Raw genomic sequence first — 26623 nt, forward strand, 5'->3', positions numbered from 1 at the left:
GCTATCGAATCCGTCGAAGCATTTCAACGTTTACTTTACTCATTGTCAAGACACAAGACAAAATGTCTTATTCGTGGGTGTGGCTTGCAGCCCTATAATCGAGCGCCGCCGTCTGCGGGCCGCCTCAGCAAGAGGGACCGCGGCCGCATCAACACAGCCTGGAGTCAGCGAACAATGAGCAATCAGACCAAACCGCGGCACGCGCCGTCGAAAGTGGTCGCGTCGAGCGACGCGGACCTCCGCCTGGGGACGCTCGCGGCCGTACTGGCACCGATGGCGCAGGCGATCGGCGAGCACTGCGAAATCGTATTGCACGACTATCGTCGCCCCGAGCATTCGGTCGTCGCGGTAGCGGGCAATGTCACGCATCGCAAGGTGGGCAGCGCGATGTCCGAAATCGGCCTTTCCGTGATGGCTGAAGGCGACCGAGCGACGAATCGACTCAACTATCTTGCGGCGACGCCATCGGGGCGCATCGTCAAATCGTCGACGATCGTCTTGCGCGACTCGGGCGGAAAGATGTTCGGCGCGCTCTGCATCAACATGGACATCACCGAACTGCGTCAGGCGGCCAATGTACTCGCCGGCATGCTCGGCGGCCCTCTGGCGACGCCGGCGCCGACCACGTTTGTCGACGACATCCGCATCGTCATCGACACCGTTCTTGCCGAGCAATTGGGCGGCCGCGCGGCCGGATCCTTGACTCGGGACGACCGGATCGGCATCTTCCGCGCGCTCGATGAGCGCGGCGTGTTCGGCATCAAGCGTGGGTTGTCCGAAGTGGCCGAGCGCTTAGGCATCTCGCGCGCCACTGGCTATACCTATTTGCAGCAGATCCGCAGCGCGCGCTGACGCGTATCGCCGCGGTAGCAATGGAACGCGGACGCGCCACATACCGGCGCATAGGTTCTCAGTCATGCGGTCTTAGAACGACCGCCTCCGGATAGCAGACTTAACCGCTGAAACTCCGCAGTAATATCCCGGACGAGATTTTCCAGGCACATAGATGCTCGGGAGCACGCATTGCGGGCCGGCACTGCCGATCGCCGATGTCGGTAGGTTCTGCTCTCCGAAGCTTCGGATGCCAGATCAAATATCGAGCCGGTCAGGGTATGTATGAGGTCGGTCGTCAATAGTGGAGAGCAATGGGTTAAGCTGCGAGTTGCGTTTTATAGAATCGTTGGGTGAAGGCAGCAGGAGACAGATAGCCTAGACGGGCCTGCTTACGCTGCCGGTTGTAAAAGATCTCGATATATTCGGTGATGGCTCGTCGGGCGTCAGCGCGTGTCGTGAACCGGTGGTGGTGCACGAGTTCGTTTTTGAGCGAGCCCCAGAAGCTTTCCATTGGCGCATTGTCGTAGCAATCGCCTTTGCGGCTCATGGACATCGTCATGCCGAACTGCTTTGCGGATCCCCATAATCGTGGGAACAGTATTGGGCGGATTCAACCGGTCGTCGCAACACTAGATTATTGACCAGATTTTAGGTATTCGTCCAAAGCCTCCGCAGGCGTCTTCCAGCCGAGTGTTTTCCGGGGCCTGGTATTCAATGTGTTAGCAACGGCCTGGATCTCGCGAGCACTCCACCGGGACAGGTCTGTGCCCTTTGGAAAGTATTGTCGTAGAAGGCCATTGGTGTTTTCGTTCGTACCACGCTGCCATGGGCTGTGCGGGTCAGCGAAGAACACCTTCACGCCGGACTCGATCGTGAAGCGGGCGTGATCGGACAGCTCCTTGCCACGATCCCAGGTCAATGATCGCCACAACTGAGCAGGCAAGTCCGCCACGGTCTTCTTGAGTGCGTTGGCCATCGTGACAGCTCCATAGCCGGCCAGCGCAGGCCCGTTTTTCGTGCGTGGAATTAGCCCATAGCCTTTCTCGCGAGGTAAGTGCACGAGCATCGTAAAGCGGCTTGATCTTTCCACCAACGTCCCGATGGCTGATCGGTTTAAGCCGATAATCAGGTCACCCTCCCAATGGCCTGGCACAGCACGATCTTGCACCTCGGCAGGCCGGCTGGAAATCATCACCTCCTCGCTGACGTGCGCCCACGCCCTGGCACGCGCTCTCGCTCGGGGAACGCGCAACGCGCGCCCGGTGCGAAGGCAACCCACCAGCTCGCGCTTGAGCGCACCGCGCCCTTGAATATAGAGTGCTTGATAAATGGCTTCATGAGAGATGCGCATAGATTCATCATCCGGGAAATCAGCCTGCAATCGATTGGCAATCTGTTCAGCTGACCAGCCGTTGACCCACTTCCGGTCACCGCGATGTGGTTTATTGCGCCCCTTGAACGGTGCCTGCCTGGGCCCCGCAATTTGACGACCATCAGCGTCATGTACCTTGCCCTCCAGGCGCTCCTGTACGTATTGGCGCAGCGGTGCGTTCGTCGCCAGCTTCGCTGGCTTTGGTCGTTTGGCGAACCGTTCCGCCTTCCACTGCGCGACCGAAGCACGATACTCGAGGCACCCACCACGGGTTGCCGCATTGCGTGTGAGTTCCCGCGAAACGGTAGACGGACTGCGTCCAAGACGCCGGGCAATCTCGCGTACCCCAAGACCTTGTACCGAGAGCAACGCTAGCTCTTCCCGCTCAGCGAACGACAAGTATCGACCAGCGATAGGTTTCGACATGAATAGTGGCATGCCGCCACGATAGCGGAACCAGCGCGAGCCTACCGCTTGAGATACGCCTACCGCCTCCGCTGCTTTCTCGCTTGTAATGCCCGTTGCGATCTGCTGCCAGAACCGACGCTCCATCACATGTCCAAGTGATGGAGCACCCGGCGAGTACATCGCTTCTCGCCCTGTCAACCGATACACCTGCTTTGCACTTCGTCCTATGCAACACCTCCTCGATCAAAGGTGTTGCGACGACCGGTTGAATCCGCCTTGACAGCCTTGGACGCCCTTCTAAAGGTCAAGGGGTAATTTGAGTTTTGTGATCTGGCGGTTGCGTTGCTGGATTACGTAGTAGACCTCCCGCGCGATATAGCGCTTGAGGCAGCGGATCGCTTCAAGTTTCGAATGCCCCTCGCTGACGCGTTTGGCGACGTAGGCCTTTGTGCGAGCGTCGGTTCTCAAGCGACCGATGGCAATGATGTGCAAGGCGCTGTTGGCTGCGCGATCTCCACCTCGATTCAGGCGATGTCGCGTCACCTTACCGGAAGACGCCGGCACGGGGCTCACGCCACAAAGGGCGGCGAAGCTGGCCTCCGACTTAAGCCGGTCGCTGTTATCGCCAGCGGTCAGTAACAGTTGCGAAGCCGACTCGTAACCAATCGAATTTCGCGAGACAAGATCGGGGGCAAGTTCGTCCACGAGCCTCGCGATCATGACGTCGAGGTCGGCAATCTCGTCGTGCAACTCCAGATACCGACGTCCCAGTGACTTCAGTGCAATTCGGCAGGCAGAGGTCAGGTTCCGATAGTCCGACAGATCCGGACGCCACGCAGCCAATGTTCGGATGAGCTGCATTCGTGTCATCGCGCGTAGTGATTCACGTAATTCATCGGGCGCGCTGATGATGGTACTGTGGATCAGCTGTAAAGCGACGCGACGCGCCGAAATGGCCGTCTTCCGGCAGACTTTCAGAACGCGTAGCGATTCAATCATGCCATCGCGCGTCTTGGGCGTGACCGTACGCACGCCGGCGAAGGCAGCATGAGCAGCGTTGTAGGAGTCCAGCGTATCGTCCTTGCCACGTTTGCGCCGGTCGCTCTTATCCGGCGCGGTTACCTCCAGCACCGTTACATGGGCCTGCTGCAGGTAGCGCAGTAAGCCCGCGCCATAGCTCCCGGTGCACTCGACGCCGACCCGGACGAGCTCACCGAACGAGCACATCCAAAGCAACATCTGCTTGTAGCCGTGCCGCGTGGTTGGGAAGCATTCGCTGCCCAGAGGACGATCATGTTCGTCAACGACAGCCGCGAAATGCAGATCTTTATGCGTATCAACGCCGCCGACGATGCTGCGACGGCCAGCAGTAGCCTGTTCTTCTTTCATACAGTCTCGCTCCGGTTGCCGATGGGATATGGGCGATCTCACCGGCATCGAATACCTGGACAAGACAGTAAAGTGACAGGGCGTCGGGCCCTTCTTGAGTCACACGTATCGACGAGGTGAAACCTCGCCGTTCGGCAGTTCCAGAGGACCGACGGGTCCAGGGAAAGACATTGAGTCGATCGGAGTGTGGGTCAGGTCGCCCGGAACGCTCTACGGCACCAGACCTCGCCCGGAAGCCCCCTCTTTCGAAACGGTGACTGCCCGGAAACATCTGGTACCCGTATTCTTACTATCGGAATGAAGAGTCAAACCCGCCGGGGGGCGCTTGAGCGCTACCGCGCCAAATAGTGCCTGCATCACCAGGTTGCGAGTCATCCGATCTCTCATGGCATAGCCGACCAACTCGCCGTTGAACAGATCCTTGATGCCGGCAAGATACAACGAGCCCTCGTCCGTCCACACGTACGTGATATCACTTACCCAGGCTTGGTTCGGCGCGCTCATGTCAAAATTGCGTTCCAGCAAATTCGGTGCGACTGGCAAATCGTGCTTTGAATCCGTCGTATTTCTGAACTTCCGCTTCTGCTTGCAACGAAGTCCGAGTTTGGAGCGAATGCGCCTGATGCGGTGAAGACAGACGCGTACGCCGTGATCGCGCAGATCGGCCTGCAACCGCTCGCGCCCATACGTCTGCCGGGTTCGTTCGTGAGCCGCGGCAATTTGGACTTCCCTCGGGGAATTCCTTCGTGTAGCTGCCATTCGGTACTCGATTCATCTGATCTCCGTTTTCGCTCATTCTATGAAACATTGATCTCCACTTTTTTCAGCCTACCTCAGTTCTCGCCCTGGCCGAGTCCGACCACCAGCGGCGAACCCTGGCGCGCGCCGACCACCGTATGCGGCTGATCCTTGTGCAACACCGCGATTGCGTACGCGCCCTGAAATTGCGCGATGGCTTCACGCACCGCGGCGAACAGATCGCCGCGATATACGCTGTGAATCAGGTGCGCAATAACCTTTGTGTCGGTTTGCGAGACAAAGGTGTAACCCTTGCCCCGCAGCAATTCGTAATTCTCGATGATGCAGTTGTGCACCAACGCAAGCGCATCTTGCGAGAAGATAGGGTGCGCGTTGTCCGTCACCGGCGCGCCGTGCGTCGCCCAGCGCGTATGCGCGATACCCGTGATGCCTTCGAGATGGCACTCGTGCACCCGACCTTCGAGATCGGCCACGCGTGCCACGCTGCGCGCACGGCGCGGACCGTCGTCGCCGAGTACGGCCACGCCGCACGAATCGTAGCCGCGATACTCGAGGCGACGCAGTCCTTCGATCAGGACGGGAACGATATTACGTTGCGCTACCGCGCCGACTATGCCACACATAGACTATCAACTCCTTACGATCCAGTTCCCCGAAATTCACTACTGTGCGCACAAAAAAACGCCGACTCACTGAGTCGGCGTAAAGGGTTCGGCGTTTCCAAGGACGTTGCCAAAACCCGAGAGAAAATCGCTACCGCCTTAAGACCGTCGAGATTTCTGTCGGTCATTTAGAATCGTTCCTTGCATTCGAAATGCATGCATACCCCAGGACGGCGTAGATCACGTGGCGCCGCTGCCACCCGTGCCGCCCGTCGGCGACTTTCCACCGCCTCCAGAAATGGGCGCCTTAGCGCCCGCAGCCAACGCAGCGCTCGCCAGCGCAGGCACTGGCGAGCCCGTCGTCGCCGAAACCGCACCTGCGTTCTGCAGCGCGTCCAGATCCGCGTCGGGACCGGGTTGTCCGGGTACGAACGGAGTCGTCAGAAACGCCGACGTCGACAGCGTCACCCCGTAATCAGCCTTCACCAGTTTCGCGACCGCGGTCTCAGCATTCGCGATCACCGCGCTATTCGAAAGCGCGCCCTGAAACGACGGGTTGTTCTGGATTCCCGTCAGCAGTCCATTGAGCGTCGTCCCCAGTTGCCCGGCGATATAGCTCAGCAGCAGATCAGTCAACGAAGTCAGGTTGTACGTGCCAGCACCCGACGCTAGCGAGTGAATCACGATCGTGCCGCCAGACGCCGTCAGCACGCACGGAGCGTCGAACGCGAACGTTGCGCTGAATGCACCGTTGCCATCCGTCGTGGCGTTCGTGGAGCCGTTCTTGCAAACCATCTGTATCGTTGCGTTCGCCAGCGGCGAGCCGACAGCGGCGGTGCCTTTGATGGTGGCAGTCGGCGACGATCCGCCGCCACCGCCACCGCACGCCACCAGCGCACTCGTCGCAATGGCAATCGATCCTAGGCGCAGTCCCCGCACCACGGTAATGCCCGGAAGCTTCATCGGTCTCTCCAGAAGGAAGTCACTTACAAGCGGCAGACGCCTGTGCCTGTCCGTCGCCTACCGCTCGAAAAAAGTTCGCGCACACGGAACGCGGGCTTGTCACGCTCGCCGGCGAACCGGAAGTTTGCGGGTGCAATGCCGGATTCGCCGTGCCACTATCGGGAGGCGCATAGCGCTCGTACGCGTCGCGCATCCGGTTAAGCTGCGTCGCGAAGTAGCCCGCGCTGAAGCGGCCCTGGTTCAGCAACACCTGTTGCGTACTGTAGGGGAAGCTCAGGTTTTCCACGGCGCCGCTAGCGAGGTAATTGGTCGCTCCCACCCGCGTGCGGAAATCGAGCGAGAACTGGTCCGCGCCATCCACCTGCGTGATGCCTGGCCTCATGCCCCGGCGCGGTGTCAACGGGAAGCTGATCGTGGCGCCGACAAAACTACCCTGCCCGCTATACTCGCCGTGCACGCTGAACGAGACGTCGTCGAACCAGCGTGTGAAGGTGATCTCCGGACCCTTGTCACCGCCGACAAACCTCGCGACGCCCGCCTCAACCCACAGCTTCCAGGCGGGCTGCACCCAGCGATACGTGATTTCTGCATTCTTTTCGCCCGGCAGGCCGTCGTGGCCCGGCTCCTGATGCAGATACGCAAGTCGCAGTCGCACGAGGTCCGGACGACCCGGCACGAACACCGTCGTCTCGTTCTCGACGCCTACATAATCGAAATCGAATTTGCCGACCGCCGCGACGTTGAAAACCTGCGGCGCGACCCAGAAACTCTGCGCAAGCGCAACCGACGACAACCCGTTGCGCAGCCTGTACTGGCTATACACACGTCCGTCGTCCATGTTCTTCGTGTTGTAGAACGGCGCGATATAGCTTCCGACCAACTCCGCGCCCTTCCACAACGGCACATATGCAGCCACATTGACGCCGAGCGACACGTCGAACCGACCGTATTCCGTGCCGTACAGATAACGCGTCACCGGCAGGATCTGGACGCGCGTGAGGCCGTGCTTCTTCTCGTCGCCATGCCATGCGATCGAACCGGCGTCATAAGTGGGCCGCGTGCGCAGCGTCAGCGTTGCGGCCGCCTTGCCGGGCACGCCGTTCGCCACGAACTGCGCGTACGCATCACGATCGACGGAGATCTCGCCAATTGCCTCGTTGGCCTTCTTGATCACCGCGTGAATCCGCTCTATGCCATGCAGCGCATTCACGCTTGCGACGCCAAGCACTATGCCGAGCGCGTCGGCTTCATTCTGGTTATAGCGGTGGTTTTCGTATTCGACGATCAGGTCACGTCCGCTGATGCCGACCCGCACGCGCTCGAGACCGCTCGCGAATAGTCGCGCGGCAATCGCATCAAGCGCCGATGGATCGTACACATTGGATGCTTCGGGCGCTGCTGCAGCGGCAATCTTTTGCATGAGGGGCGAAGCATCCTCGACGCCCGCCGATGCATACATGTTCAACGGCGGCCCATACGCGGTCGGCACACCGACGAGGCCATTTGCATCGCGCGGCAGCGGTTGCAGCGCATCGGGCTGTCGCAGCGCGCCCGAGACAATTTTTGCGCCCGCAACGTTGCTCGTGCGGTTGTGCATTCTGTTATCCGAACTGACCACCGCAGCCGGCACAACCGCATTCGATGCATCACGCGTAACCGGCTCGGCATCAAAGCGCTTGCCGAGCGGAATCTGCAGGCCGATCGCAAACGACGTGCGCGGCGCCACGCCATTCGTCGAACGCACGGCCCGCATCAATGTGCCTGTTACGCTCGCTTCGGCAAGCCAGCTAATCCGCGGCGACTGGTAGCGCATCCCTACGTACGGCGTCTTCGAATCGTCTTCGGCCAGTAGCGACAGTCCCGTATTCCACAGTGACAGTTGCGCGCCGCCGAACAAGCCGGCGAGGCGTTCGTCCTGACCATAGCCGATCGTCAGCGCCGCAGGCCCGAAGCTCTGCGAGACAACGCCGTACTTCGAGCGAAAATAATGCGTCCGTCCGCCGATATCGGTCATGCCAAATGCGATAGCAGGCTGGTAGCGAAGGAACTGCGGGACCTGCACCTTGATATCAGCCATGAGGTGACGAACGCTCGCGTGGCCCGGGTAATTAGCCATCCCTCCCGATACTTCCACATATGGCACTAATCCGAGCGCCCCCCAATAGATCTGCGAGTCGGTGGCTTTCGCCCCGTAGCGCGGATCGATAAAGTTGTTGTACTGCACCTCCGCCCCCCCTTCTGGCAATACAAATGCATAGGGGATGACTGCGCCGCCAGACTGTCCAAGCGAGGACAAGGTCGGGCTAACCGCCTGCGCCGAAATGGAAGACCCCAAGGCCGCAGCGAGCGCCATAGCTTTCTGGATAAGATAGGATCGTTGTGCGTTTAATTTTCTTGGCATCTGCTTCATGATGAGCACGTCAACAAGGGCTGCGGCAAGCCGGTCCGTGCTTCCTGAGTACGAGTTACGCGAGATCAATTCAGCCCGGATGTTCAAAGAAAAGATCTGCTGCAGCTAGTAGTCAAAGTTGTCTCGGGACCGCCGACGTGCAAATCCTTCTGCAATGCATTGGATGCATCGGGATGACCGACGATAGCATCGGCAACCCTAATCTGGATGTCGATGCGGGAAAAGGGAAAGGTTTTGTTACGGTTGTCAGGAATGCGTAGATATCGGGACTCATTCCGATGTGACCACGCAACCGCCGCTGTAGTGCCTGGGTGAACACTGGGGCGTTTGCTCGTCAGGCGACCGGACGCTGATCATTGACGCGACTGATCAACTTCTCTGGCACTTCCGATGTTGTCGCGAGAAAACGCGCTCACGCCGGACCAGCTCCGATTTGCAGCCGCCAGCTTTAATATATGGCACACCGTCCGGCCAACCTTACCGAACTGAGGGCGCTGGAAACCCTTGATCGCGTTGAAACGGAGATGCAGCGATTGAGGCTTGATCAAGTCGGCGCTTGTAGGATTACGCCCGTCATTGCGCGAAAGATTTCGCCGTGCTTTTGCCACCGCCGTCGCTTGTTTCAGAGATCATTTGCTCACAGTTCAGCGAGCGACGATAAGCGCCGGGGGACAATGCGAGACGCCTCTGGAAAAGCTTGGCCAGTGCCATTCCTCCGCTCAGTCCGCTGCGACGCGCGACTTTGTCAATCGGCAAGTGAGTCTCGGCAAGGAGCCGGCAAGCCCGCTCAAACCGCGCTTTCTGTAGATAACCTGCTGGCGACATACCGGTGGTCGCCCGAAAGTGTCGAGCGAGTGTCCACGCTGTCATCGACGCATAGGCGCACACGTCGTCGACTGAAATTGGGCGCTCGCAATTTTCGTCGATCCATCGGGCCGCCTGCAGCACCTTTGCCCTGCTGCTGTCATCGGGCTCGCCCAATAGCGACGCCAGCCAGCGGTCAGCGCCCGGCAAAACACGCTGACCAATCTTCCGTGCAGTCGCATGGCCCATGTCATGTCGGACGATCAGAAGAGCCGCCCCCACGCCAGCCTTGCGGTCGCCCATATATTCTGCTCTACGCATTGGCTCCGGCTCCCCCCGGAAACTTTCAATGCGGCTGTCCCGACGAACAGGCAATCGGCGCCTGCCAGACTCAGCGTCCATTGCGGCCGCAATCTGCCATCCGGATACTACTTCTGCAACGGTGCAATAGACGTTCGCACCACGCAGCCAGGTAGGCGACGCTTCGGCGTGCGCCACCGGACTCGCAGCGTTACCTCCCAGAACAATAACAAGATCGTCCGCCCCTATACCCGACGCTGGTTCGCTAAACACCGAGATACCTGAGGAGCTGCTTACAATTCCGCCATTCGCGGAAAGCGGAGACAGCGCGTATCTCGCTCCCAGTTTCACACCTGCGATATACGCCTCGTTCGCGTACTGGATCACCTGTGCTATGAAGGCAAGGTCAAGGCTTGAGAACCCAGGAAACACCAGCGCGCCTATTTTTCGCGGAGGAAACACACCATGGCTGGCGTCTTGGCTCGACGGTTCATCCAACCGACTGCCGTCATCGCGCCGACACAAAGGCTCTCCCACGCCAATGATCTCCCGTCTACACACGACGGACCTACGTTTTATTTGTTTCGTCGCCATCTTTCATGATCTCGTCGAATTCGTTCCAATACCAGACATTGCTGCATCGCGCTGTAGCCATTTCACTCGACGCATTAGCGCACCCGTCGATAAACGCACTGCGCGCAACCTCGTGCCTTAGTTAACCACGCTGTCGATTTCAACCCTCTTTTTGTGAGGAAAACGCGGACTCCGTCAACCCTTCGAGAAAGCGTGCAAAATCTGATTCCGTTTCAGCATGCCGCACTGCGTATTCCACCGTGGCAGTAAGATAGCGAACTTGCCGCCGTAATCGGTGCGCGTTCCCGCGTATCGGTACGTCAGAACCTGCTCCTCCATAACCAACCCTTGCAACTCGTCCGTTAGCTGCAATTCACCGCCGGTACCTGGCTGCAGCCTGCTGCAGATGATCGAAATTAGTACCCCGCAGAACATGGCGCCCGAACACACCAAACCCGGACGGTGCTTCATGCGGCGACGGTTTTTCCACGATCGCCCGGAGCTGGATTACACCGTCCTCCAATCCCGCCCGTGTACGACACCATACGATCCGCCGTTTTTTGGCCTGATAGGTTCGAGACGGTTTGTCAACTTGACGGGCATGGTTACGAGTCGTCTTTGATACAATATGCAACCCTTCTTAAATCCCACTGGATTTCGACCCTGCCCGGTCCCGCCAGACGAGAAAACGCGCAGTCAGCGCCGCGCGATGACAGGTTGCGTTCATCCGGTGCCGTGAAAAACAAAGTGCTGCCGGATTGGACCGAATCTGCAAAGGAAAGCCTGTGTACGGTTCGGAACGCGAAAGCCACGCATCTGGCGCTCGCGTGCGCGCGTAGGCTGATGACTGTTCTCCGCCAGGTTGTTGACCCGGGCGGCAGCTTTCACGAACACGTGCTTTACCCCGGCGAGTTCAGGGATTTCCGCCTTCGCCGTCGGAAAACTGCGAAACTGTTCAATAACGATCCTGCACGGCACGGGTGCCGAACTAAGCACCGGTTTGAAGAAGTGTTTTGCCGCCGCCTTGTCACGGCGCGCCAAAGCACATAGGGCTCGCCACGCAGATTCACGAGGAGTTCGTCGGGGTACCACGTCGAACCCGGTTTGTCACGCGCAGCCTTCGCGCGACGGGCAAGCTGCGCGCCAAACCGGTCACACCACTGGCGGATCGTCTCGTAGGTCACGGCGACACCGCGCTCCAGCAGAAACTCCTTGATGTCGCGCAGACTCAGACTGAAACGGTGGTACCAGCGCACCGCATTGCTGATGACCGCTGCCGGAAACCGGAAGCCGTAATAAGGCGATTTACTCTTCTTCATGGCGCGAATTCAGCCGGCTACGGCCGCAAGTTCACACAACCCCCCGCCGCTATTCCCGCGGGGACGGTCGACACCGCGCTTTCGAATCCCGATCTTTTGTGGATCGATCTGATATTCGTTCATCAACGTCAGGATGTTCACGATCACCTTGACCTTCTCTTAGGCCATATGAGCTTCGATCTGCTCGGCAATTGATGCCAGCTGCGTCTGCCTTTTGGTGCCCTTTTTATCCGTGAGATGGCCGGTGCGTATCGGGAACGATGCGCGCCGGATTGCCTATCGCGGAAGCAAATCCCGGTACATCCTCGAGCACAACCGAATTCGCGCCGACCTTCGCGCCCTTACCGACCGTCACCGCTCCGAGAATGCAGGCACCCGCGCCAACGAAGACGTCGTCCTCGATAACCGGAACCCCATCGCCTCCTCGACCGCCAATGACAACATTCGGCGATATGCGCACGTTGTTTCCGATCACCGCGCGCTTGTGAACGACGATGCCGAGTCCTTGATAGCCGAAGGTCACGTTGCGGCCAACGCTTACAGATGGCGGAAGCGACACCGAAAATGCAACGCGGTTGAAGGCCTTCAGCAGCCACGGCAGCAACGGCACCCGACACCGGAACAGAAGTCGTGAAAGCCGAAAGATGTAGATCATCGATGCCCCTTCCATGGATCGGTCGGGCGCGAGACGTCAGCACGTCGAGGGGTAGGGTCTGCGACGCCTTCATAGATGGCAGCAAGCCGGGCTGCGACAGAGCCCGCGTTAAACCTGCGCTTCGCATACTCTGCGTTTCGCGCACTCATCGCCATGCGCGTTGACGGATCGACAATCAGCTTTTCGAGCAAGTCCGCAAGCAGTGCCGGCTCAGTGTTGCGGGCAACTAAGCCCATCTTGCCATCTTCGAAAAAGTCGCGAATGCCACCTACCGAAGTCGTAACGACAGGCAACCCGTAGGTCATGGCCTCCAGCACGCATGTAGGAAGTCCCTCGGCGTAGCTGGAAGGAAAGATGAAAACGGAAGAACCCTCCAGCAACGTACTCTTTTCTTCACCGACGACGAAACCAGTGAATACGACACCAGGGATGTTCTCTGCAGCCACCATCTCCTGCGCCAGTTTCAGGTACGGCCCGTCTCCGGCAACCACGAGTTGCACATCGTGTCCGCGCTCGATCAAATGTTTATGAGCCTGGACGGCCGGTAGAACGCCTTTCTTTTCTTCAAGACGAGACAGGAATAGAACCCGGACCGAGCCGTCGTCCATTCGCTTATTGCCAGCCCTCGTTCCCGCTGCATCAGGAACAGCAACCGTCTCCACGTAGATTGGAGCGTCGACACCCATACCGATGAGCGCGTCGCGATACGCTGTGCACAGAACCACGATGGCGTCAGCCGGCCGCATCGCCCATCGGATGAAACCCCTCAGCAACGGCCGGGACAAACGCTCCGCAAGGGCATCGTTCCATCCGTGAAAAAAGACCACCGTCCGTGCGTCACTCCGGCGGCAGAGTCGAAGCAACAACGCATCCCTAACCATGGAATTGAAGTTAAGAGACGGATTCAGTTGAATGATGTCGGGCTTGCTCTCACGCAGAAGCGCTCCAAAGGACCAGAAGTCCAGCACCATCCGGCGCACCGTGGACCAGCGCCCGCTTTCCTCAAGGCGCCGTCCGATGGTGTGATACAGGGTGGTGATCCGAAACGACTCAACCATCAATTTGCAGTAGTTCGCCACGCCACCTGGCTTATCCAAAGACGGACCTACGAACAAGACTTTCATATACGATATCCACCGGTTGGGGAGTCAGGACTGTTCCATCAGCGAATCGGTTGTGGCCGGGCGCGTCAGCAACTGCAGGTTTCCGTAGTACATCCTGCGTTCGTCAACCTCCGACGGCCTTGTCTTCCACCACCACTTGTAAATTCCAAGCTTCAGATACGCGTGCTTATCCCCCGGATACGCATTCGGCACGGCGCCTGCGTGCATAACGAGAACACCGTCCTTGTACAGGTCGGTCACTGACGTTTTCCCTGTGTCGTCAGGACGATATCGAAGCAGCCATGAAACGACGCGCCCTTCATCCGAAAGCGGGGACCCAAAGAGGAACGAATGGGCGGGTTGCAGGCTGACATCTCCTCGCACATCGACCTGATATTGATTCCCCGTGAGCATCAAGGCGACCGGTGGAGAGCCGATGTCGGAATCGCTTTGGTGAATCTGAGTGATGATCTCCGATTGACGATGATCAAGCGGATAGCCTGGAGGAATCATGGTGCTCCAGCGCATCTCGTATTCGTTCCCCGGTGAGAAACTGAAAAGCCGTGTAAATGACATTTCGACCCGCGGCGCGGCATTCGCGATGTGGCTAAAGTCGTCGCTTCGACGCATGCTCGTTCTGAGCGCAACACCTCCGAACTCGGGAACCGGCACCGTCACGATCGCATCGCTACTGGGCTCCTGAAGCTGGATCCGCGGGTCGATTCCGGTTCGCCAAGAGTTTTGGTAGAGCACCGCATACCCCTTACCGACGGCCTGTGTCTCAGCGCGCGAGGCTGATGTCACGGCGAGCGCGAGAAGTGCTGCAAGTACGATCAGTCTGGTCGGCATGGCTTTCTCCCGGTCGATGTGAGAGACGCAAAACGCGCCCTTAAAAGCATCAGTGCAAAAGCGTTGTTCGTGATGAAGTAGCGCTTCCACATACGGCGTGGTTCCTGCAGCACCCGATAGAACCACTCGAAGCCTGAGCGCTGCATCCAGCGTGGTGCCCTGGATACTTTTCCCGCGACGACATCAAAGCTCCCACCAACACCCATCACAAAGTCCACTCCCAGGCGGTCCTTCCAGCGGTCAATGAAGTTTTCCTTCTTCGGGGACGTGATCGCGACAAAGAGAATCCGCGCTCCGGACGCCTCGACCGCATCGACGACCGACGCTTCGTCGTTCCAGAAGAATCCATGGTGATATCCGGCGATTCGCAGGTCCGGGTAGCGGGCCGCCAGCTTCGCGCAAGTCGTCTCGACAACGCCGGGGGCCGCCCCTAGCATGAAGACCGGATAGCCCCGTTCAGCCGCCATTCCCACCAGCCGCTCGAACAGGTCGATTCCCGCGACCCGCTCACGAACCGGCAACCCCATCAGGCGAGCGCCCCATACGACACCCATGCCGTCGATATTGACGATGTCGCACGCGCGAACCGATGCGGCCAGCTGCGTATCGCTTTGCATGTGCACAAGCTTCGCCACGTTGACGACAACGTGCTGCGTGAACTGCCTGCGCTCGATCCGGTCGGCAATGACGTTCACCGTTTCCGGCATCGATGCGATATCCATCGGGCACCCGAAAAACTCTATTCTCTCCACGAGGTCGCCTTCATGTGTGTGGACTCGATTTCGCCTGTAGCGCGGCTCGCGTACAGTGCTAGCGAGTAGAACGCCCATGCCTGCGTCCATCTCAGGTAGTTGATACGGTTGGTTGTGAAACGGTTACGCTGATAGACAAACCGCGTTTTCGCGGGGAGGTAGAGCGTCTCTATTGCGCGATTCAAAACAGCGCCCGCAAGCCTTAAGTCGTCTGCGGTTTCCCCGACCGTCAGCAGCGTGATCAACGCTTGCGAGACTGAATGCGTGTCCAGTGGCCAGACTTTTGCGTCGTAATATTTGACCGTGCCGTCTTTGAGGAAGAATGATCGACGGTAAAAGGACAGACCATGTTCGACCACGGCGGCGAACTCATCGGTCTTGTGGGCCATCCCAATCAGACGCAATGCCTCGAGGTTGTATCCGGTATGGAAACCATCGACGAATGCATGGTGTGAACGGGTTCCGTATAACCAGGCACCGTCGGGCCGCTGCATCGAAGCCGACTGCCGTGCGACTCGCAACGAGCGCCGCTGCAACCCGTAGTCGCCGGTACGGCTCGCCGTTTCCGAAACCAGCGCGGCCGCCCACAGGCTCGCGTTGTGCACGAACGCGTCTTCGCCCGGTATATAACCATAGTAGGCCTTGGCGCCGCGCTCTTTGTAGAGGTCGTCGAGGAAGTAACCTGCATCGACGGCTGCTTCGGTAAAGCGTCGCTCTCCGGTTGCACTGCCGAGTGCATACAGCGCTCTCGCCACATAGCACGTCGTAATTGCGTTTGGCGTGCCCGTGGGCACGAAGAACGCGCGGGCCGCCCAATCGAAGTGATAGCCCCACGCGCTATGCTTCCATCGCGTTCGGTCACACCGTTCGCTCAATAGCCAGTCACCTAGCGCGACCGCCTCCGCTAGGCGATCTGTGCAAGGTTGATTCTTTTCGCGCTCCATCATGCCAAGTAGGATCAAAGCGATCCCCTTCGGGTTTCTCTTTTGCGGCACGCCGACGACGCGCCGGAAGTTGATCGGGCTGCGTTTATGGAACTGCAACCAGGCGACTCTCGCAAAGGGAAATGTGTGGAGCCGCAATGTCCGGAATAGCGCGCTGTTTAGACCATCAAACGGGTCGTCTCCGGCATAGCCGTTTCCTCTGCATCCAGCGAGGACTGCATCCGCGATGATTGCCGCGTCGAATCGGGTCTGGCTCATGATGCGTGCCTGGACGATTGCGCCGTCGGTCCTGCGAGCGAGACGCGGGATCTTGCGCGCGCGATAGCAGCGCCGGAATTGGGCGTCGCTGTTGCGGCCTTCGGCTGGGAGAATAGATACATTGTGAGCACCGCGGAGAAGATGTAAGAGGCGGACAAAAACGACATCGAAAAGACGTTGTCGAATGCGATGGCAGCGGCCATGAATCGCCACATCGTGGCGCGCCGGTCGTGCTGCCCATAAAGCAGAACGAACGCAAGCCATACCAGCGCCCCGCATATGCCAAGCTCGACGAAAAGGTGCGGATAGAATGTGTCAGTAGTCTTCAGGACGCCCTGCATGCCGTACCACTTGAAGTTGTACGTGCTATAGAGCGGCGAGTTGTACTTGACGGAAGCGGGCCCGCCGAAGGACCCAAGCCCCTCGCCTAAAAAATTTCCCTTCAGCAGCGAATCGCCCATCACGCGATACGACTCGGCCCGCGCCGAGTTTCCCGCGATCAGGTACAGCGACATTTTCGTGGCGGCAACACCGAACAACTTGTCCAGCAACCCGGAAATGGCGACCGCGGTCGCGGCGATCGCCGTGATCGCGGCCACCGCGTATGCACGAAGGCTGTTCTTGTGAGCCACAAGGAAATACGCGACGAGGACGGGAGACAGCTTGAACGACAAACCAAGAACCGCGAACACCAGGAACAGCCATCCGGCCCGTCTCGCCTGACGCGTGCGCCAGTAATGGCGGCACAATACGAAGGCGCAGAAATTCATAAAGCTGAATTCGGAGAAGAACCCGATCCACCCTTGCGCGCGGAGGTAAAGCCCGGAATCGATTCGCTCGGTGATGAAAGCCGGAAGGCCCGCGATATGGACCGCGTATGCGTAGCATTGGAAAAGATCGTTGCTGACAACGACGGTGACAAAAGCAATCACCACCGGCCGCAGCGAGGTGCGGTAGGCGTATAGGGCCATCGTGATCACGACTGGAAACACGAAACGCGCCATCTCCTCGGCCGCCGCACTGCCGTCGAAAGAACGCGTCGCCGCTAGCAGCATCGATACCGCTAGCGGAAGCAGCAGTACCGCTAGCCGGTGAAATCGCGGACGATAGAGCAGCGCAAAAGCGAGCATCCCGAACGCCACCATCTTTACAATCGGCGAATGGTCTTCATCGATCTGAAGCATCATGTCGCTAATGCAAAATGTAATGTACGCGAGCGCAAGAACCCACGATCCGATTGAGCCGGTTTGCGTCCGACCCGACGAACACGAGTGGGCACGCTCAATTGCAAGAGTGTTCATTGGACCACCTCGGCCCCGCCGTGCAGACTGGATCTATAGTCCGTGCATGCCGCCTTTGCGCCAGCCCGTATCAGTTCATTGCGTAACGCGGTGACCGCGATGGCCGATATCAGGACGAGAAAGAATCCGTGTGTGCCGCCCAGATGTGCGCATGCGGCGAACAGAAGTACAAAGAGCGAAGTGGTCGCAACATTGATGGACGCGGCGGAAGCGGCCTTTTCGAATACAGCCAGCGCATTGCTGTTGACCAGCCCCATGATTCCGACCGCGCAAAGGACCGTGAGAAGCATGCCCGCAATGACGGCCGCCCAACGCATCGACGGATCAGGTGTTTTTTGCAACGCGACGACAAAGACCGCGGCTGCATTGATCAATGACACGAGACCGTTCGAGCGCGCGATGCTGACCCGCATCGCGTGCAGCGTGCCGTCGAGCGCGAGGCCCGATGATCGGCGGGCCGCGAGTTCCGGCAGCTTCGTCACCGAAATTGCTCGCGGCAGCAGCATGCCGACCGACGACAGCGAGGCGAGCAGCGAAAGCATGCCGGCGAATTTCGCTCCGCACATGACGGTGGCGGTCGGCACAAAGACGAGCGGAATGCCGCCCGAGAGAAAATTCGTCAGACCGAACTGAATGCCTTTGGCATCGATCCCGAGCCTTATCGACTTGAGCGACGGAGCGCCCACCGCCGCGAACATCGGCAACGACACCAGCAACGAGGCGATAGCCAGCGCATGCGATGACGAGATTCCAACCTTCCTGCAGATCACGAGGGCGGCCGCGGATACCAGCACGAGTCCGCCATCGAAAAAGATCGCGGTGCGGTATCGCTTGTACGCGATGAAGTAGTGGCGTGCGATCTGGTATGCGGTCCAGCCCCACAGCAAAGACAGGAACGACCAAAAATCGAAATGGACGAATCTCGCCAGACCCACCCCAACGAGAGCCGCTCCAAGGGTGCAAACGAGCGTTGTCAAAGCGCCTTGAAAAGCGAGCGCATAAAAGGAATCGATGCCGGCGCGCGGATTTTGGGCCGCGGGCAATCTCACCAGGATCAAGGTGGCCCACCCGATCGCCGTGAAAAAGCCGACCATTTGTGCAATCGCCATGCTCGACGCCGTTCGACCGAGGTCCGCAAGCGAATACACATGTTGCACGCAGAGAAACGCCAGAACCCGATAGAGCCCCGGAGATCCCGTGCTAACAAGCGCTTCGAGGCGCCCTATCAGTCGACGGCGTTCGGCGCCGATCATCCTAAACCTTTTCACGCCAGTAACCCGCGCGTATCGATGACCACCTTCGATTGAAGGCGCACGGTGTCGAGACGCTTGAAGGGCACATGGTCAACCAGTACGATGACTATGTCCGCGATGCCAAGTGCGTCAAGCAGATCGCATAGCTCGACCTTGCCGTCCAGTGCGGCGGGCAAGGAGTCGATATTCGGCTCGACAGCAAGCACCCGACCCAACCGCATGTCGGCCAGCGTTCGTGTGATCTCTAGCGCGGGGCTTTCGCGGAGGTCGTCGATATTTGCCTTGAACGCCAGGCCCAGGCAAGCAATGACCGGTTCCTTAAAGCGGTCAGCAGCCTTTTTCACGCGGTCGATCACGTGCCGCGGTTTGTCGTCGTTGACCAGCCGCGCGGTTCGGATCAGCCGCGACTGTTCAGGGGCCGAATCGACGATGAACCACGGATCGACTGCGATGCAGTGGCCCCCTACTCCGGGACCGGGTTGCAAAATGCTGACGCGCGGGTGCCGGTTAGCGAGCCGGATAAGTTCCCATACGTTGATATCCAGTTCGTCCGCGATGATCGAAAGCTCGTTTGCGAACGCAATGTTGACATCGCGGAACGAGTTCTCCGTGAGTTTGCACATTTCGGCCGTGCGCGCGTCGGTCAGAATGCAATCGCCTTGCACGAAGGTTTGGTACAGCTCGCGCGCCAGTTCACCGCACTTGCGTGTCATGCCGCCGATCACCCTGTCGTTTTCGACCAGCTCGCGAATGACGTGCCCGGGAAGCACGCGCTCTGGGCAGTGCGCGACTCGAATATCGGAACTCTCGCCAGCGTGTTGCGGGAAAGTCAGATCAGGCCGTAGATCGGCCATCCATTGCGCCATTTTTTCTGTTGCCCCGACCGGTGATGTCGACTCGAGCACGACCAGATCGCCCTTCTTCAGCACCGGCGCGATCGAACGACTGGCCGCTTCGATGTAGCTCAGGTCCGGCTTGTTGCCCTCCATGAATGGCGTAGGAACCGCGATCAGGAACGCGTCGGCAGCTTCAGGGACGGTCGTCGCACGAAGATAGCCTTCGGAAACGGCCGCATGCACGAGCATGTCCAGCTCCGGCTCAACAATATGGATTTCGCCGCGATTGATGGTGTCGACCGCGTGTTGCGAGACATCGACACCGACAACTTTCTTTCGACGTGCGGCAAACGCGGCCGCAGTGGGCAAGCCGATATACCCAAGGCCGACGACGGAAACAACGTTAAACGACATGATGCCGATCTCCAGATAATGGTGGTCACCTACGCGGTCTCGCGGCGCTCTTCAAAAAGCGCCACACGCAGCACTGCGACGATTCGCGCGCAGGCCTGGCCGTCGCCATAGGGGTTGTGTGCTCGGCTCATGGCCTCGTATTCCGTGTCACTTGTGAGAAGCCGCTCGACGGCGTGGACGATCCGCTCAGGATCGGTTCCGACGAGGCGAACGGTTCCGGCCTCGACGGCTTCGGGACGCTCTGTGGTGTCGCGCATGACGAGCACCGGTTTGCCGAGCGATGGTGCCTCTTCCTGTACGCCACCGGAGTCGGTCAGCACGAGGTACGCACGCTTCATCAGATAGACGAATTCCAGATATTCAAGCGGCTCGTCGAGCACGATGTTCTGAATGTCTCCGAGCACACGCTTGACCGGATCGCGCACATTCGGGTTGAGGTGCATCGGATAGACGATCTGCACGTCCGGATGGGCAAGCGCGATCTGCTTCAATGCCAGGCAAATTCCATCAAAGCCGGCACCGAAGTTTTCCCGGCGATGGCCGGTGACGAGAATCAACCTTCTCAAAGGATCGAGGTATGCGAAGCGCTTTTTGAGCGCAGCGGCCCGATCCGACCCATCGGCTAGCCGACGCTGTGCAACGAAGAGTGCGTCGATCACCGTGTTGCCGGTGACGTGCACGCTTGCCTCGCTTACTCCTTCTCTTAGCAGATTCGAGCGCGAGGTCGCCGTCGGCGCGAAGTGCCAGGCCGCCAGTGCGCCGGTCAACTTCCGGTTCGCTTCCTCTGGCCATGGCGAGTAGAGGTTGCCGGTCCTCAAGCCGGCTTCGACGTGGCCGACAGGAATGCGGGCGAAATAGGCGGCCAGCGTGGCCGCGAATGTGGTCGCCGTGTCGCCGTGCACGAGCAGCACGTCGGGGCGGAAAACATCGAAGACGCTCGGCAGGTGGGTAAGGATCGTTCCTGTCAATTGCCCAAGCGTCTGTCCCGGCTGCATGAGATCGAGATCGAATTCGGGAACGATATCGAAGAAGTCGAGCACCTGATCGAGCATCGAGCGATGCTGGCCGGTGACGCATACCCGGCACTCGAGATCCGCCACCGCCCGAACCGCGTGAATGAGCGGCGCCAGTTTGATGGCTTCCGGTCGCGTACCGAATACGAAGAGAATTTTTTTAGTTTCCATCTGCACCCCGTGCCGCTCTGCGGCGTTGCGTATGGACCGGCATATCGTCAGTCTGGTAGTACCGGCCATAGCCATACTGTTGAGACCGCAGCCCGACCTTGAAACTGTTGAACACGATGTTTCGCACCGACGCACCGCCGCGCTGCAGGCGTTTGACGGTCTCCAGAATTTCTCCACGCGTCGAAACGCCAGACTTGGTCACGAGCAGAACCAGATCGGCAACCGACGCCAGGATCGTCGTGTCGGTCACGCGCAATACCGGTGGCGAGTCGATCAGCACGACGTCGTATTGAGCAGCGATCCGCTGGAAAATGTCGGCGACGTGAGACTTCTCGAGCAGTTCATCCGGCTGGCCGACCAGCGAGCCTGCTCCGAGCAGGTCGACATTGGTCGCGACACTGGGCGCTGTCGCCGCCTCGATCGAAGATGTCCCCCGCAGGACATCGGAAAGGCCGACACGGTTGCCGAACAGTCCAAACTCGGCATGCAGGTGGCCGCGGCGCAAGTCGGCGTCGATCAGCAACACACGCTTGTCCGCCAGTCCGAGCAGCACCGCCAGATTCGCCGAGGTGAACGATTTTCCAACCCCTTCCGTCGGGCCCGTCACCAGAACTAGGCGCGCTCCGGTTTTTTCCGCGAGTGCGAACTGCACGGCAACGCGAAGACTTCTGAGCGCCTCCACCGACGGATCGCGCGGTATTCGGATCGCGAGCACTGCCGGTCCCGCGACGCCGCGTGCGGCTATCCGCGACATCTGGCGCTGCGCGTCGCTAAACGGAATCGCCGCCATTACATCGAGCAAGGTCCGCCGTTCGATATCCGCCGGATCCGTGATGCGGCCCGCGAGCACCACGCGGGAGATCGAAAAGACGATGCCGACGAACAACCCGATCACAAACGACAGCGGCAGAACGATTATCGCTTTAGGACGCACCGGCTCCTCTGCGACCACAGCACGATCGATGATCCTCACGTTGCCCACGCCACCTGCGCGGGCCAGATCCAGTTGCTGGATGCTGTTCAAGAGGCCGACGTAAATCTCCGTCTGCACGCGCGCATCGCGTGTCAGGCGAACAAACCCCTGTTGATCGTTCGGGACCTTCTTCAATTGCGATTCGTAATCGGCAAGCGACGCGTGCGCCGCTGCAATTTGTCGGTCCAGCGCAATCACACTCGGGTGTCGTGGCGACAGTGTCGCCAGCAACTCGGTGCGCTTTCGGTTCAAATCGAAGAGCGCCGCCTGCGTCTGGACCGATTGATCGAGCACCGCCTTCGTCTGTTCGCTCAAGTCGACGATCTTCTGGCGGTTCTGGTAGGCGGTCAGTCTGTCTTCCGCCAGTTCCAGATTGCGACGGACATCGGGAAGCTGATCTTTTAGAAATTGCAACGATTGGTCGACGGTCTCGATCTTCCGCTGCTGATTCTGACGAACGTAGCTTCCGGCAATTTCATTAAGGACCGCGCTAGCCAGTTCCGGATTAGGGTCATCATAGGTAACGCCTAGTACGCCCGACTGGTCCTTGCCCTTTTCAGCGATGTTCAAGCTCTTGCGAAGGTCTTCGAGAACTTTCTGCCGAGAATGTCGGCGCAGGCGAAATTCGGTGCCCAAAGGCGCCGCGATGCCACTGATAAGAAGCTTCACTACGCCGTCGTCGGTATTCACCGTCAACAGCTCTCCGATGCGGCCATCGACGTCCCTCTCGAGATCGCCACCCGAGAGCCGGTATTGCCGCAGCCCCGTAAACCGCACCGTGAATTTGTCGCCTTCGTAACCTGTAGGGACATCGAACTGGGTGACGTCGATTTTCTCGCGCCCCCACGCGTAACCGCCGAAGCCAAACAGGCCCGGAGTCGGCGCGCCGTTTGTATGCCGTGCGATCCAGCTGCCGATGAACGGAAAGCGCTTTGGCCTCGCATCGATGTAAAGCTTAAGATGATCGACAGCGCTATCGGTGACCAACCGCGAATGCAAGATCTCCATCTCGCCGTCGTCGGTGGACTTGATATTGAAAAGGCTCGACAGGCCGCCCACGACATTGTTGATGGCATCGGAGGCGAGATCTGTGCTGTCTTCTACTTGCACCGTGATGTCAGCGCGATAGACCGGCGTGGCGACGATCATCCATAGCGCGCCAAGCAGCAGGAAGCAACCTGCAACGGCTCCTATCATTCGCCAACTCTTGAGCAACAGATCGAGCATAGCCATGAGGTCGATATCTTCGTCCACCTGGCTGGGGTCCTTTTCCGTCATTTCGTAATCTTTGTAGTTTCAGCACACCGTCCCGGGTTTTCGGGTTCGGCGTTCATCGTTAGTCGGTAGAAGGTGGCGCTATAGCAGCGAAATGCGGCGCGCCCATTCAGTGGTATGGCGCGCGATGCGCGCAGCCGTCTGCTCGTAGATGGCCCATGGCCTTCCATACGGATCGGATACGTCCTCGTCGGGGTCCAGACAAAACACCTTCCCCCGCCCTTGCGGAAACTTCCTTTCGATAGCTCGCTTGTGTGCAGACTCCATAACGAGGATCAGATCGGCCTTCTCGAACATCTTTTGATTTGCACGACGCGACCGATGGTCATTGCTGTCGACGCCGTGGCCCTCCAGCAGCGTGGCAATGGTGGGATCGATCGGATTTCCGTCGACCGCGTAGAGACCCGCCGATACGACCGTGGAACCGGGCAGCAACAGTTGCAAAAGCCCCCCTGCCATCGGACTGCGGCAGATGTTCGCGGCACATATCGTCAGAATCTGGTCCATCATTTCGTTGCAATCGCTGCGGTCAAGCCGGCATCGATCGCCGGCAACAGGAGATTGAGTACGCGGTTCACGCGTACGAGATCCGTCGCGTCTACGTACACGATGTCATCCGGTTGAAGATGGAAGCGGCTGGCGATGACCATCGACACAGGCGAACGCGCGTTCAGATGGAATACTTCCGGGTGGTGTCCTTGCGCGCCACGAACCACATAAAGCTGCTGTGGATTCGAGGTGGAAGGGTTAAAGCTTCCCGCCTGCGAAAGTGCATCCGCCAGCGAGAGAGTGCCGTCCTGTTTCGGTATCGCGGTTATGGGCCTGGCAACCTCACCCATGACGAAGATGCCGCTTTGGTCGCGCGACGTCACGCGCAATACATCGCCTCGCCGAAGCATGATGTTCGACGGGCTTTTGCCACGCTGGACCATGTCCGGGATATTCAGAACATAGGAACGTCCGTCACGGACCAGCAGAATCCGCCCCTGGTCCGCAGCCGGCGTAAAGCCGCCGGCGCGGCCGATTGCTTCGGTAAGGGTCATGGGAACGTCGTTGACCTGTTGCGCACCGGGAGCGTGAACTTCGCCGTCGATGAGAACCTGCTTTGACCGATAGGACGCTACCCGCACGGTAACCTGCGGATCCTGAAAGTATTCGCGCAGTTTCGTGGTCAGGCGCAGTTGAATCGCCGCGGTATCCAGCCCGGCGACTCTTACCCGGCCGACGTACGGAAACTGCATGTCGCCGTTTTGATCGACGACGAACCCCTGTGGCGCATCGGCGGGACGCGGAGACGTGGTTTCCAACTGCCCTTGCGCAGCGGCGAGCTCGGGATGGTCCCAGACGGTGACTTGCAGAACGTCGGCGGGTCCGACGGTATAGGTCGAAGGCGTCCCCGACAGCTCGTCGACGATGTGAAGGCTGCGGTCCGCATCGCTTTGCGCCTGGGACGCCACTGCGCGTGCATCGATCTCGATCACCCGCACGGATGTGGCTTCATGCCGGTCCGCATCGGACTGCGCAGTCGTCTCACTCCTCATCGATCGAGACAATTCCATTCCCGGCGTGATTGAACATGCTCCTAACGTAGCGCTCACCGCACACGCAATGAACGACAGCCGGACAGCTTTCGATCTCACGCTGCTGCAATGCGGACTTTTCTTAAAGTGCAATACCATCAAGTTCTCTTCGTCAGATTGGCCGTGGCCAGACGGTCCCAATGAAAATCATCAATACGCTTGCGCGCCGGCAAAACCTTTCCAGATCGTCGATGCGACGATGCGCATATCGAGTGAAAACGACCAATGGCGCAGGTAATAAAGGTCATGCTCGACGCGGGCGGCCATCTTTTCCAGACGATCGGTCTCGCCACGATGACCGTTGACTTGCGCCCACCCGGTAATCCCGGGCTTGATGCGATATCGGTCCATGTATCCCATGATCAGCGAGCGATAGAGCTCGTCGTGTTCAAGCGCATGAGGGCGCGGTCCGACGACCGACATGTCGCCTAAAAGTACATTCAAGAACTGGGGGAGTTCGTCAAGACTGGTCCGCCGCAGGAAGCGTCCAACGCGCGTCACTCGTGCGTCGTGCCGAGTTGCCTGGTGAACAATCCCCTTCTCGGATTGGTGAGCACGCATCGACCGGAATTTGTAGATTGTGAAGGCGCGACCATTCAAACCTTTACGCGTCTGTTTGAAGAACACGGGTCCCGGTGATGACAATTTGACCGCGATGGCGATAGCACACAGCACCGGAAGCAGTGCGACCAACGCGCATGCCGCGAAAAGCCGGTCGAAGGCCTCTTTGCCGTCAATCGCGTCACGCGAGAGCGACGACGGCGACAATGTGATCGCTGGCCGTCCCATGAGATCGAGCACACCACCCAGCGAGCCAATTCCAAGTGAAGTCACATCCGGAAGGAAGCGGAGGTCCACCACAGTTCCACGCAAGGTATCAATGCAACGCTGAAGCGCTTCGTCTGCGGTAAGCGGCAATGCAAGCCAGACCTCCCGCACCTCTCCCGATTCGGCGATAGCATGGAGGCGTTCCAGCTCTCGCGAGTCACGTCGAACCAGTCGCTCGGGGGCGTTCCGATCAGTGGCGCGCAATTCGATGACCGAAAGGATCTTGAAACCGAGTGCGCTTTGATGGGCAACGTCACGAACAACTTCGTCGCGGTACGGGCTGCATCCGACGACCACGACGGGCCGCAGATCGCCACCCGCGCTACGAATTCGTGCGAGGACAATGTAGGCAGCGGCGCGAGTGATCAGAAGGCCGAATCCCGCAAAGCACGTCCAGGACGAGAGCCATTGCAGCGAGAGCGAATGGATGCCCCGAAGGTCAATGACCAATGCGGCCCCCATCACTTGCACTGTCAGCCATGCCAGGCACACCCGGAGAAACAGGATGGCAAGTGTTCGGCCACGCCATGAACGATAAACCCCGAACATGGGAAAGACGACGACCGCGATAGCGGTGATCAGCGCACTGAAGACGGCGTGGAGTAGCGGTTCAGGAACGGATTGACCGAACCACAGCCGCCCAGAGACGAACGCCCCGAGCACAATCATTGCCATGTCTGAGAGG

At 59.2% G+C, this 26623-nt stretch carries 19 protein-coding genes and 4 pseudogenes; 1 reads left to right on the forward strand and 22 read right to left on the reverse strand.

Going from position 1 to position 26623, the window contains the following annotated elements; all coding sequences use genetic code 11:
* Positions 1-174 precede the first annotated feature (174 nt).
* The gene (locus tag B0G81_RS39040) at positions 175-852 is read left to right on the forward strand and encodes a helix-turn-helix transcriptional regulator (protein ID WP_134143518.1); all 678 of its coding nucleotides are present in this window, start codon (positions 175-177) and stop codon (positions 850-852) included.
* Positions 853-1150: 298 nt separating this feature from the next.
* Here B0G81_RS39040 and B0G81_RS39045 read toward each other — a convergent pair.
* The 22 genes and pseudogenes from B0G81_RS39045 to B0G81_RS39150 form a co-directional block, all read right to left on the reverse strand.
* Positions 1151-1440 (reverse strand): annotated as a pseudogene (locus B0G81_RS39045) (IS3 family transposase); the annotation flags it as partial.
* Between the two features lie 28 nt (positions 1441-1468).
* Positions 1469-2794: an IS30 family transposase gene (locus tag B0G81_RS39050; protein ID WP_243856840.1), complete on the reverse strand. Its 1326-nt coding sequence runs from the start codon at positions 2792-2794 to the stop codon at positions 1469-1471.
* A gap of 117 nt (positions 2795-2911) precedes the next feature.
* Positions 2912-4003, reverse strand: coding sequence for an IS110 family transposase (locus B0G81_RS39055; RefSeq protein ID WP_134143443.1), 1092 nt, complete (start codon positions 4001-4003; stop codon positions 2912-2914).
* Positions 4004-4213: 210 nt separating this feature from the next.
* Positions 4214-4732 (reverse strand): annotated as a pseudogene (locus B0G81_RS39060) (DDE-type integrase/transposase/recombinase); the annotation flags it as partial.
* 107 nt (positions 4733-4839) lie between these two features.
* Positions 4840-5385, reverse strand: a pseudogene (locus tag B0G81_RS39065) (glutamine--fructose-6-phosphate aminotransferase); the annotation flags it as partial.
* A 219-nt stretch (positions 5386-5604) separates the two neighbouring features.
* Entirely contained in the window at positions 5605-6327 is a 723-nt protein-coding gene (locus tag B0G81_RS39070; protein WP_134143522.1) for a carboxypeptidase regulatory-like domain-containing protein, read from the reverse strand.
* Positions 6328-6346: 19 nt separating this feature from the next.
* On the reverse strand, positions 6347-8737 hold the full coding sequence (locus B0G81_RS39075) for a YjbH domain-containing protein (RefSeq protein WP_347877480.1): 2391 nt from the start codon (positions 8735-8737) through the stop codon (positions 6347-6349).
* A 573-nt stretch (positions 8738-9310) separates the two neighbouring features.
* Positions 9311-10435: a helix-turn-helix domain-containing protein gene (locus B0G81_RS39080; protein WP_134143527.1), complete on the reverse strand. Its 1125-nt coding sequence runs from the start codon at positions 10433-10435 to the stop codon at positions 9311-9313.
* A 619-nt stretch (positions 10436-11054) separates the two neighbouring features.
* Positions 11055-11733 (reverse strand): annotated as a pseudogene (locus tag B0G81_RS39085) (DDE-type integrase/transposase/recombinase).
* A gap of 226 nt (positions 11734-11959) precedes the next feature.
* On the reverse strand, positions 11960-12388 hold the full coding sequence (locus B0G81_RS39090; protein WP_134143529.1) for a DapH/DapD/GlmU-related protein: 429 nt from the start codon (positions 12386-12388) through the stop codon (positions 11960-11962).
* Positions 12385-13512, reverse strand: coding sequence for a glycosyltransferase family 4 protein (locus B0G81_RS39095; protein WP_134143531.1), 1128 nt, complete (start codon positions 13510-13512; stop codon positions 12385-12387). Before B0G81_RS39095 ends, B0G81_RS39090 begins: the two co-directional genes overlap by 4 nt.
* A 24-nt stretch (positions 13513-13536) precedes the next feature.
* On the reverse strand, positions 13537-14340 hold the full coding sequence (locus tag B0G81_RS39100; protein WP_134143533.1) for a heparin lyase I family protein: 804 nt from the start codon (positions 14338-14340) through the stop codon (positions 13537-13539).
* Positions 14325-15062 carry a WecB/TagA/CpsF family glycosyltransferase gene (locus B0G81_RS39105; RefSeq protein WP_243856841.1) on the reverse strand — a complete coding sequence of 246 codons (738 nt, stop codon included), beginning with the start codon at positions 15060-15062 and terminating at the stop codon, positions 14325-14327. The genes B0G81_RS39100 and B0G81_RS39105 overlap by 16 nt, the downstream gene beginning before the upstream one ends.
* A gap of 17 nt (positions 15063-15079) precedes the next feature.
* On the reverse strand, positions 15080-16294 hold the full coding sequence (locus tag B0G81_RS39110; protein ID WP_134143537.1) for an aspartate-semialdehyde dehydrogenase: 1215 nt from the start codon (positions 16292-16294) through the stop codon (positions 15080-15082).
* Positions 16291-17481, reverse strand: a complete 1191-nt coding sequence (locus B0G81_RS39115; protein ID WP_134143539.1) for a hypothetical protein — start codon at positions 17479-17481, stop codon at positions 16291-16293. The genes B0G81_RS39110 and B0G81_RS39115 overlap by 4 nt, the downstream gene beginning before the upstream one ends.
* Before the next feature lie 110 nt (positions 17482-17591).
* A complete protein-coding gene (locus tag B0G81_RS39120) occupies positions 17592-18704 on the reverse strand; it encodes a hypothetical protein (RefSeq protein ID WP_134143541.1) in 1113 nt (370 codons plus the stop codon).
* A 155-nt stretch (positions 18705-18859) separates the two neighbouring features.
* Positions 18860-20098: a UDP-N-acetyl-D-mannosamine dehydrogenase gene (gene wecC, locus B0G81_RS39125; protein ID WP_134143543.1), complete on the reverse strand. Its 1239-nt coding sequence runs from the start codon at positions 20096-20098 to the stop codon at positions 18860-18862.
* 29 nt (positions 20099-20127) lie between these two features.
* Complete coding sequence (gene wecB, locus B0G81_RS39130) at positions 20128-21282, reverse strand: UDP-N-acetylglucosamine 2-epimerase (non-hydrolyzing) (protein ID WP_134143871.1); 1155 nt, start codon at positions 21280-21282, stop codon at positions 20128-20130.
* Complete coding sequence (locus B0G81_RS39135; protein ID WP_134143545.1) at positions 21272-23533, reverse strand: polysaccharide biosynthesis tyrosine autokinase; 2262 nt, start codon at positions 23531-23533, stop codon at positions 21272-21274. Before B0G81_RS39135 ends, wecB begins: the two co-directional genes overlap by 11 nt.
* Positions 23534-23611: 78 nt before the next feature.
* Positions 23612-24040, reverse strand: coding sequence for a low molecular weight phosphotyrosine protein phosphatase (locus B0G81_RS39140; RefSeq protein WP_134143547.1), 429 nt, complete (start codon positions 24038-24040; stop codon positions 23612-23614).
* A complete protein-coding gene (locus B0G81_RS39145) occupies positions 24037-25071 on the reverse strand; it encodes a polysaccharide biosynthesis/export family protein (RefSeq protein ID WP_243856842.1) in 1035 nt (344 codons plus the stop codon). Before B0G81_RS39145 ends, B0G81_RS39140 begins: the two co-directional genes overlap by 4 nt.
* Positions 25072-25260: 189 nt before the next feature.
* Complete coding sequence (locus tag B0G81_RS39150; protein WP_243856843.1) at positions 25261-26613, reverse strand: undecaprenyl-phosphate glucose phosphotransferase; 1353 nt, start codon at positions 26611-26613, stop codon at positions 25261-25263.
* Positions 26614-26623: the final 10 nt, after the last annotated feature.

This window comes from Paraburkholderia sp. BL6665CI2N2 (assembly GCF_004366535.1).
GTDB lineage: Bacteria > Pseudomonadota > Gammaproteobacteria > Burkholderiales > Burkholderiaceae > Paraburkholderia.